Source organism: Streptomyces sp. A012304, assembly GCF_026008495.1.
Taxonomy (GTDB): Bacteria; Actinomycetota; Actinomycetes; order Streptomycetales; family Streptomycetaceae; genus Streptomyces.
Window position 1 is genome coordinate 1 of sequence record NZ_BQUN01000070.1, and the last position, 8,281, is coordinate 8,281.

The window sequence follows — 8,281 nt, forward strand, 5'->3', positions numbered from 1 at the left end:
CCCGGTCGGCAACCTGCCGCTGCAGCAGTGCGGCCAGGTACTCCTCGTGGGACCAGTTCTCGTCGCGGGCCTGGGCGGCCAGTTCCTCCCAGAACGCGCCGATGGTCGGGGTCTTCAGGACCCGGGTCAGGTAGGCGATCATGGACGGCAGGCCGTCCTTCGTCGGTGCGGTGGTGGTCACTCACTGCTCGCTTTCGTCGTGCTCGCGGGGTCGAAGTCGACGCCGAACAGGGCGTCGTAGTCGGGCAGGGCCCGGAGGGCGACGGCATGGCCGTCGCTGTGCTGGCGGGTTGCCGCCTGGCGTCTTTGCCGGTCCAGGGCCAGGGCCTGGCGCATCCGGGCCGCGGTGGCCGCGTGGACGGGGTCGGTGACCACAGCCTGCTTGGCCCAGGACCGCTGGTGGTGGGCGACGACTTGGCCGTCGCAGACGGCCGTGACCGTGTCCGGCATCGCGGTCACGTCGACGAACCGGCCGATGGCCTGCGGGTCCACCGAGTAGTCGACGGTGTCGACGCGGACGTAGTAGTCCCGGCCGAGCCGGACCCGCTGGGTCAGCCCGATCGGCGGCGCGAAGGGCGGCAGCGCGATCATCGCCTGGCGGTCGGTCTCCAGCAGGTCGACCGGGCGGCCCTGGATGGAGCGGACGGTGCGGGCGTTGGCCCGCTCCAGCCACTCAGCCAGCTGCTGGTTGAAGTCGGCCGGCGAGGCAAACTGCCGTCCCGGCAGGAACGAGGTCTCCAGGAACTGGTTGTTCCGCTCGACCATGCCCTTGTATTCGGGGTCGCGTGGCGGCGCGAGCTTGATCTTCGTGGTCAGCGTTCCGGCGAAAGCGGCGGCCGGCGCGGTCACCTTCCCGCTGCCGCCGATGGCCGCCTCGCGGTCCCAGACCAGCGTGTGCGTCACCCGGCCGATTCCGCTGATCAGCGACCACATGCCCGCCAGGATGTCGCCGCCCTGCCGCGTCGGGATCATCTCCGCGGTCAGGAACCGGGAGAAGCCGAGCGTCATGACCAGGACCGGCAGGACCCGCTGCTGGCCGGGAGCGACCTGGACCCTCGTCACCGGGAACCACAGGTCGCACTGGGTGATCTGGCCGGGTTCGTAGGCCACCCGGTCGACCGGGTCGATGCCGACGTACTCCGGCCGGATCTCGGCCAGTTTCTTCGTCAGCGGCGACATCGAGTACGGCCACTTGATGCGCTCGGCGATCACCGGTGCCGGCATCCTCGGCCACTCGTTCAACAAGCCGCGGATCTGCGGCTCGAAGGCGTCCGCCACCCGTCCGCGCGGGGCCCGTTCGTACTTCGGCGGCCGGTCCGAGTTCAACGCGGCCCGCACCGTGTTCCGGGCCACCCCCAGCCGCCGTGAGATCTCCTTGATGGGCACGCCCTCTGCTCGATGCAGCCGACGTATCTCCGCCCAGTCCTCCACCTTCAGCACCCTCTTGTATTGAGCAGGCAATTCGGGAGCCACGTGATCAGCGAGCTCGAGCCACCTCGCGAATTCAACCGAGCTCCCGGAGGCTCAGGACTGAACTGCCGCGGTCGGCTCCGGGAAGGTGACGCCGGTCAGCTCTTCGGAGACGGTCCACAGGCGGCGCGCGGTGGCCGGGTCGCTGGCCGCCGCCGAGCGGCCGGCCAGGGCGGGGGTGCCGCGCATCTCGAACATGCCGTCGGGGCCGACGAAGCTGCCGCCGGGCAGGTCCTGGACGGCCGCGTAGAGGGAGTTGAGCGCGCCCGCCTGGCCGTCCTGGGCGATGAACTTGTTGCCGAGGCGGAAGAACAGGCGCCGCAGGGTGCTGGCGTCGTTGCCCTGGAGATTGGTGGCAGCCCAGCCGGGGTGGGCGGCCAGCGCGCGGACGGGCGAGCCGGCTGCGGCGAGCCGTCGCTGGAGTTCCAGGGTGAACAGCAGCATCGCCAGCTTGGACTGGCTGTAGGCGGTCATCGGGTCGTACTCGCCGGTCAGGTCAAGGTTGTCGAAGTGGATGCGGGGACTGCCCGGGGACTTGTGCGCGGTCGACGACAGGGACACCACGCGGTCCGTGATCTGCGGCAGCAGCAGGTTGGTCAGGGCGAAGTGCCCCAGGTAGTTGGTGCCGAACTGCGTCTCGAAGCCGTCCTTGGTGCGGCCCTCGGGGACGTTCATGACGCCGGCGTTGTTGATGAGCAGGTCCAGGTCGCCGTGCCAGTCGGCGGCGAACTCGCGCACCGAGGCGAGGTCGGCCAGGTCGAGCCGGCGGACCTCGACGCTGCCGTTCACGGACTGGGCTGCGGCCTCGCCGCGCTTGGCGTCCCGTACGGCGAGGACAACGTGGGCGCCCGCGGCGGCCAGGGCCGTGGCGGTGGCGAGGCCGAGGCCACTGTTGGCGCCGGTCACGACTGCGGTGCGGCCGGACTGGTCGGGGATGTCGGTGGTGTTCCAGGGCTGGGTGTGCGTGTGCTTTGCCATGCCTCCAATGTATTCACTGACCACAATGTATGCAACATTAACAATGTGGGCGTCGCTCACACCCGGCTAGGCTGGGAGCATGACGAACCGCCCCTACCACCACGGAGACCTCCCCGCCGCGCTCCTCGCACGGGCCGAGCAGACGTTGCGCGAGAAGGGATCGGGCGCACTGTCCCTGCGGGAGCTGGCCCGCGAGATCGGGGTGAGCCCCGCCGCACCCAGTCGCCACTTCAAGTCCAAGCAGGCACTGCTGGACGCCCTGGCACTGACCGGGTTCGAGCGACTAGCCGAGGCCATCGCAGCCTCACAGGAAGGCGCTGGTGAGGCGTTCGCCGACCGGCTGGATGCTGCGGCCCGCGCCTACGTGGGCTTCGCCGTGGCCAACGCAGCCCTGCTCGACCTGATGTTCTCGGTCAAGCACAGCCCGGAGGCATCGGAGGCGGTGGGCGCGACCGCCCACCGGTGGTCCGAGCAACTCCTGGAGCTGATCGGCGACGGACAACGCCGGGGCGAAGTGCGCGAGGGGCAGCTGGAACGTGTTGCGCTACCGGTCTTCGCGGCGCTGCACGGCTACGCCGACCTGACGGTGAGCGGCGTACTGCCAACCGAGGTGGCCGAGCACGGCCTGGACGACCTGATCGCGTCCATCCTGCGCGGCTGCGCGCCGCAGTAGCCGCGCAGGACGGTCAGAGGGGTCAACTTTCAAGAACTTGCTGAGGGTCACTTTTCAGAGACTGGCGACAGCCGGGAAGGCTTCACGTGCGTGGTCGCCTTCGAGGGTGGTGAACCCATCGGGTTCACCTACGGGGCGCCCGGCGAGCCGGGCCGCGAATGGTGGCGTGAGTACCTGGCCGAAGAGCCGGCCGACCCCTCGACGTTCTCCGTCTCGGAACTGATGCTCAGGCCGAAATGGCGCAAGCAGAGACTCGGGGAACGGCTGCACACCGCGCTGCTCGCCGACCGGCCCGAGGCCCTGGCCGTGCTCACAGTGGACACCAAGCGGCCCCGCCTCCAGGCGATGTACGAGGGCTGGGGATACAAGAAGGTCGGCGAACGCCAGCCGTTCCCCGACTCACCGCTGTATGCCGTGATGCTGCTCGACCGCACGCACACGACCTGATCGGCGCCATCGACTCCCTCAACGGGAGGTCCCGGCCTGACCGGTGCCCTGACATTCCGTGATGTGGTCCGGTGTCGCTCGCAAGGGTGGTCTTCTCTCCTTCACCGTGGTGTCACCGACCGAAGCGGAAGAGCCGTGGTTGGCTGCCCCTGGACGAGGCCGGGCCACGCTGGCGGTCGTCTGGGGCATGAGGGACTGCGGTTTCACAGCCGCAGCGTGAGGAGCCAGGAGGCGGCCGAACCCCGGGAGTTGTGACCCGGGAGAAGTGGCAGCGTGTCCCGAAGCCCCCATAGTGCGTCACGCTCACCCGGTCGTTCAGCAGACGGCCGAGACAAAGACAAGCAGGTGGTGAGCCCCGGTGCCCGTGCGTGCGCGGCCAGCTAGCCGCCTGCGCGCAGGAGCCGCGAAGCCCCGTGGCGGTCTTCGGCTACGCGTACGAGCCGGGCCCGGCCCTCCGACTCTGTCGGGGCCGGGCCCGTGCCGTATGCCGGCCCCGGTCGGCTGGTCTTCCCCGAAGTCCCCTCCCCCGGTGATCCGGGAGCAGCAGAATCGGGGCGTCGACGCAGCCGCGGTACGGGAGGGCAAGGGCTCATGGGGATACAGGACGTGTGGGTACGGGCGCAGAGCATCATCTCCGGCAGCCGCACGGTACGCGCGGACACCATCGTGCAGGTCAAGTGGGACCGCCAGTCGTCCCAGTACCTCACGCTCGTCGTCAAGGGCGGCGAGGAGATCCACCACCAGGTGCGTCCCCATGGTGCCCAGCCGCTCGCGGAGAAGGACGGCACCGCGCTGGCCGACGGGCTGCTGTCCGCCATGGCCGCGTCCGCAGCTCTCCCGGGCAGTCACCTCCTGATCCTTCACGAGGTAGGCGATGCCGCTCCGAACGGCACCGGCCTGCAGTGGTGCCGCGCCGCCATGAACGACGCCGGTGAACAACCCGCCCCCTAACCCGAGGCGTCGGGACGGCCTCGCCGGCCCCGCCCCCGGCCAGCCAGCCGACCTCTTCCCCTGCTATCGCGTGGGAAGAGGTGTCATCCTGGCCGGGCGGCTTGCCCACAGGGGCTGACCTGCTGGAACAGGCGATGTCCGGTTTGGGGGCTCCCACCCTCGGTCCCCCGCTGGAAGCAACCGTCCAGCCAACGGTTCAGCCTCCTGTCGGTGCAACCCTCCGCGCACCCTTCGCGGGACGCACTTGCCGACGACGCCGCCCTCCCTCCCGCATCTGATGACGGGGAGGGGCGGCGCCGTTTTCGTGGGTCAGCTGCGGCGGCGGAACAGGCCTTGGAGCTTGCCCGGCTCCTGGTCGTGGTCGTGCTCCGGCTCCGGTGGCGTGGCAGCCTGGATGCGGGCGGCTTCGGCGGCGGCTTCCTCGCGGGCGACGTCGTCGGCGTGGCAGGGCCCGCACACGGACAGGTCACCGGCCTGCCAGGCCGTCCGATGCATGGTGATCTCCTCCCAGCGCTCGTCGGTGAACTTCGCCCCGCACCGTTTACACACCGGCCGCCGCGCCTCCCGCTCAGCGGCACGGCGCCTCTTGTACTCCGCGTCGGCGCGGGCCTCCTGGTTCCAGAAGAGGACGTCGCCGTCGGGGTTGTCGAGCGCAGCCGTCAGCGTCTGCTCGCCCGCCCGTCCCAGGCGCCGCCATACCGCCGCGTCCGCGCCGTGCTCCATCAGCTGTTCCAGGGTGGTGAAGACGACCGGCACCGCCTGGCTGTAGTCCTTCGCTGTGATCGCCTCTCGGTAGAGGGTGTCGTACCGGCGCGGCGCCCAGTAGCGGCGGCCGGCTTCCTCGAGGACCTGCACGGTGTTGTCGACCTTGGCCTTGGTGGTGTCGGCGAACACGAACGCGAGTGGCACCAGGCCCTCCCGGCCGGTCGGCGGGTAGACCCGGCGCCACAGCCGCTTCTCGTTGCCGACGTCCTCGATCGCGTTCGGCCGGGAGCGGACCAGGTCCACGGTGTGCTTGTCCGCGTCCGGCGCCAGCAGCCGGCCCCACTCCCAGTACCGGCGCAGCTTGTGCACGAGTTCGTGGGCGTCCTCGGTGCGGCGGTCGATCTCCAGCAACAGGACGGGTACTCCCGAGGCCGGCGCCCGCATCACCAGGTCGGCCCGCTGCACGTATCCGCTGCCGAGCCGGTGGGGTACCTCGGTCTCGAAGCCGAGCAGGTGCCCGATGCCCGCCCGGTGCAGTTCGGCGGCCGTCGAGGTGACCGCCGCGGCGTGGTCGTCGTAGCCACCGCTGAGCACCTCCCCCGTGTCCGGGTCGTACTCCTACTTGCGCAGTGCGGAGACGCGTATGCCTTTCGGCTCCAGCAGCTGCTTCGCCTCGCGGTGTCCCCGGGCGGTGAGCACCCAGACCTGCCGCTGGTCGTCCTGGACGGACTCGATCCTCACCAGGCGGTGCTCTTCCAGATCCAGGAGGTTGTCCCGCGTCAGCTTGTCGTGCCGGTTGTCCGGCCGGGTCAGCTTCCACAGCTGGTCGGCAGTCGCGCGCTGGAAAATCCCCAGTGCTTGCAGCAGTTCCCTCCGCCTGGGCTCTGTCGAGTTCTTCCGGTGAGTAGGACGCCTTGAGGCAAGAGGGTTGTCAAACCTGCGCCGCCCCCTTGTCCGCCGGGTCTGACCTGCGTCAACGCCGTGACCCTGGCGACGGGGCGCGGAGGGGGCGATGGAGGGGGCTGAGGAGGGGGCCTTCCGGGTGCGGGAGGGGGTGGACTCGGGCTCGCCGACGGTGCTCGCCACAGGGCGCTCCAGGATGGTGGGGCGGGTCATTCCCGCCGTTCACCTTCTACAGGTGTCGATCCGCGCTGCGGTGTGACGTCGGGTTCTCGGGCTTTGCCGAGCCGTGATCTATTCGTAAGGGGGCATGTGACTTCGGTTGATAGGTGGCCCCGTGCCCGCGGGAGTCGACGAGGTTGGCGGGCAGCGAGGATTTGCAGTTGGCCCGCCTGAGGATCGATAGATGGCCCAAGAAGCTGTTGTCTTTTCGATCTTGAGCGGTGGCAGTCGAACGTGGGTTCCCGGTCTGGTGATCCTGCCGTGGCGAGGGCATGAGGAAGGGACCTCCTGAACAGCTCGTGGGTGTCGAATCCATAGAGCAGCAGGAGGCCCCGGTGCCGCAGTCTTCCGTGTCGATGGCGGGGCAGTCCAACTCGGCCGCTCCATCGTGTGATTGCCTCGCGCACGTGTACGGCAACGCGGCCGACCGGCCCGGGCGGCAGCGCCGGTACCCGACGGACATGACGGACGGGGAGTGGGCTGAGGTCCGGCCGCTGCTGCCGGTGCCGGGCTGGATGCGCGGGCGGGGCGGCCGACCGGAAGGGTATTGCCACCGCGCGCTGCTGGACGCGGTCCGGTATCTCGTGGACAACGGGATCAAGTGGCGTGCGATGCCGGCCGACTTCCCGCCGTGGGACCGGGTGTATGCCTTCTTCCGCCGCTGGCGCGACCACGCCCTGATCAAGGAGTTCCATGACCGGCTGCGCGCCCGGGTCCGCGAGCGGCTGGGCCGGGACGCGGAGCCGACGGCGGGCGTGATCGACTCGCAGTCGGTCAAGGCGGACGCCGTCGTCGGCGCCGACAGCCGCGGCTTCGACGGTGGCAAGAACATCAACGGGCGCAAGCGGCACGTCGTGGTCGACACTCTCGGCCTGCTGCTCGGCGTCATGGTCACCGCCGCGGATGTCGGCGATCGGGCCGCCGCCCAGGTCCTGCTGCGCCAAGTCGCTGGCGCCCACCACCTGCTGGACCTCGTCTGGGCCGACGGCGGCTACACCGGCAGCCTCATCGAGTACTGCCTGGCCACGTTCGCCCTGGTCCTGGCGATCGTCAAACGCAGCGACGACATGCGTGGCTTCGTGGTGCTGCCCAAGCGGTGGATCGTCGAGCGTCTCCTCGCCCACCTCATGCGCACCCGCCGCCTGGCCCGCGACTTCGAACGCCGCACCGCCAGCGCCGAGGCGATGATCTACTGGTCGATGACCCTGCTCATGACCCGCCGCCTGGCCCGCTCACCCCGCGGGCGGGCGTGAACCGGCCCGGCGCCGGCTCAGCCAGCCAGCCGCGCGCGACCAGGCGTTTCGCCTTCGACCTCAGCGCCTCCACCCGCGCCGGAACCACATCCATGCCGAACAAAGCAGCCATCTCCTGGCAGGTCATCGGCCCCTGCCCGAGCCGGGCCCGGCCCGCGAGCGCGGTGAGGATGCGCTGGTAGTCCGCCGACAACGCCGACCACGCAAGCCCGGAACGCCACACCGGCACCTGCGACTTCGTCTTCGCCGCTTCCGGCGTCGGCGATACCTCCCCGGCCTGCCCGTCGGCGGCCGGTGCTGTCCGGTCGGCCTGGTCGTGGCCATGCCCGGTCTCGTCCGCCGGGGCAAGCACCTCGCCCACCTGCGAGCGAGCGATGGCCCATTCCTTCCAGTCCCGCTCGGCCACGGCCAGTTCAGCCTGGATGCGGTCGGCCTCCTCCCGCAGCTCGTCCACGCCACGGCGAGCGACGAGCTCGCGCTGTTCCAGCAGCCCCACGACCGACGGCATCCATGACCTCCACAGCAGCGGCGACACGACAGACCACCACTCCCACAGGATCATCCACCCCATGCCCGACCAGCGAAAACGCCGTCCTCAAGCCCGGAAAGACAACAGCTTCGGGTCTGTCAAACGAGCGGTGTAACCAGGGTGGTTGGGGTTACTGACGGGCTGCGGAGAGTC

Annotated in this window: 8 protein-coding genes and 2 pseudogenes; 4 read left to right on the plus strand and 6 right to left on the minus strand. The window is 70.0% G+C overall.

Features of this window, described 5'->3' with window-relative positions; all coding sequences use genetic code 11:
• The 3 genes and pseudogenes from ALMP_RS16470 to ALMP_RS16480 all read right to left on the minus strand — a co-directional run.
• Positions 1-181 (minus strand): annotated as a pseudogene (locus ALMP_RS16470) (AAA family ATPase); the annotation flags it as partial.
• Entirely contained in the window at positions 178-1,440 is a 1,263-nt protein-coding gene (gene istA / locus ALMP_RS16475) for an IS21 family transposase (protein ID WP_264928689.1), read from the minus strand. The gene istA and the pseudogene ALMP_RS16470, both read right to left, overlap by 4 nt.
• An 84-nt stretch (positions 1,441-1,524) precedes the next feature.
• Complete coding sequence (locus ALMP_RS16480; protein ID WP_264928691.1) at positions 1,525-2,448, minus strand: oxidoreductase; 924 nt, start codon at positions 2,446-2,448, stop codon at positions 1,525-1,527.
• Positions 2,449-2,527: 79 nt separating this feature from the next.
• Between ALMP_RS16480 and ALMP_RS16485 the strand changes: the two genes are divergently transcribed.
• The 3 genes and pseudogenes from ALMP_RS16485 to ALMP_RS16495 all read left to right on the plus strand — a co-directional run bounded on the left by ALMP_RS16485 (position 2,528) and on the right by ALMP_RS16495 (position 4,519).
• A complete protein-coding gene (locus ALMP_RS16485) occupies positions 2,528-3,121 on the plus strand; it encodes a TetR/AcrR family transcriptional regulator (protein ID WP_264928692.1) in 594 nt (197 codons plus the stop codon).
• Between the two features lie 84 nt (positions 3,122-3,205).
• A pseudogene (locus ALMP_RS16490) lies at positions 3,206-3,568 on the plus strand (GNAT family N-acetyltransferase); the annotation flags it as partial.
• 591 nt (positions 3,569-4,159) lie between these two features.
• Positions 4,160-4,519 (plus strand): hypothetical protein, encoded by a 360-nt coding sequence (locus tag ALMP_RS16495; RefSeq protein ID WP_264928693.1) that lies wholly within the window; start codon positions 4,160-4,162, stop codon positions 4,517-4,519.
• Positions 4,520-4,828: 309 nt separating this feature from the next.
• Here ALMP_RS16495 and ALMP_RS16500 read toward each other — a convergent pair whose 3' ends face one another.
• Positions 4,829-5,818, minus strand: a complete 990-nt coding sequence (locus ALMP_RS16500; protein WP_264928695.1) for a hypothetical protein — start codon at positions 5,816-5,818, stop codon at positions 4,829-4,831.
• 24 nt (positions 5,819-5,842) lie between these two features.
• Positions 5,843-5,965: a hypothetical protein gene (locus ALMP_RS16505; protein WP_264928697.1), complete on the minus strand. Its 123-nt coding sequence runs from the start codon at positions 5,963-5,965 to the stop codon at positions 5,843-5,845.
• 842 nt (positions 5,966-6,807) lie between these two features.
• Between ALMP_RS16505 and ALMP_RS16510 the strand changes: the two genes are divergently transcribed.
• Positions 6,808-7,599 carry an IS5 family transposase gene (locus tag ALMP_RS16510; protein ID WP_309299484.1) on the plus strand — a complete coding sequence of 264 codons (792 nt, stop codon included), beginning with the start codon at positions 6,808-6,810 and terminating at the stop codon, positions 7,597-7,599.
• Here ALMP_RS16510 and ALMP_RS16515 read toward each other — a convergent pair.
• Positions 7,556-8,107 carry a hypothetical protein gene (locus ALMP_RS16515; protein ID WP_264928699.1) on the minus strand — a complete coding sequence of 184 codons (552 nt, stop codon included), beginning with the start codon at positions 8,105-8,107 and terminating at the stop codon, positions 7,556-7,558. The two genes, ALMP_RS16510 and ALMP_RS16515, sit on opposite strands and share 44 nt — an antisense overlap.
• Between the last annotated feature and the right edge of the window lie 174 nt (positions 8,108-8,281).

Coding starts and splice junctions, on each gene's coding strand:
- ALMP_RS16515 (WP_264928699.1), bottom strand. CDS start 8,107: ATGCCGTCGGTCGTGGGGCTGCTGGAACAGCGCGAGCTCGTCGCTCGC.
- ALMP_RS16480 (WP_264928691.1), bottom strand. CDS start 2,448: ATGGCAAAGCACACGCACACCCAGCCCTGGAACACCACCGACATCCCC.
- ALMP_RS16485 (WP_264928692.1), top strand. CDS start 2,528: ATGACGAACCGCCCCTACCACCACGGAGACCTCCCCGCCGCGCTCCTC.
- ALMP_RS16495 (WP_264928693.1), top strand. CDS start 4,160: ATGGGGATACAGGACGTGTGGGTACGGGCGCAGAGCATCATCTCCGGC.
- ALMP_RS16510 (WP_309299484.1), top strand. CDS start 6,808: ATGACGGACGGGGAGTGGGCTGAGGTCCGGCCGCTGCTGCCGGTGCCG.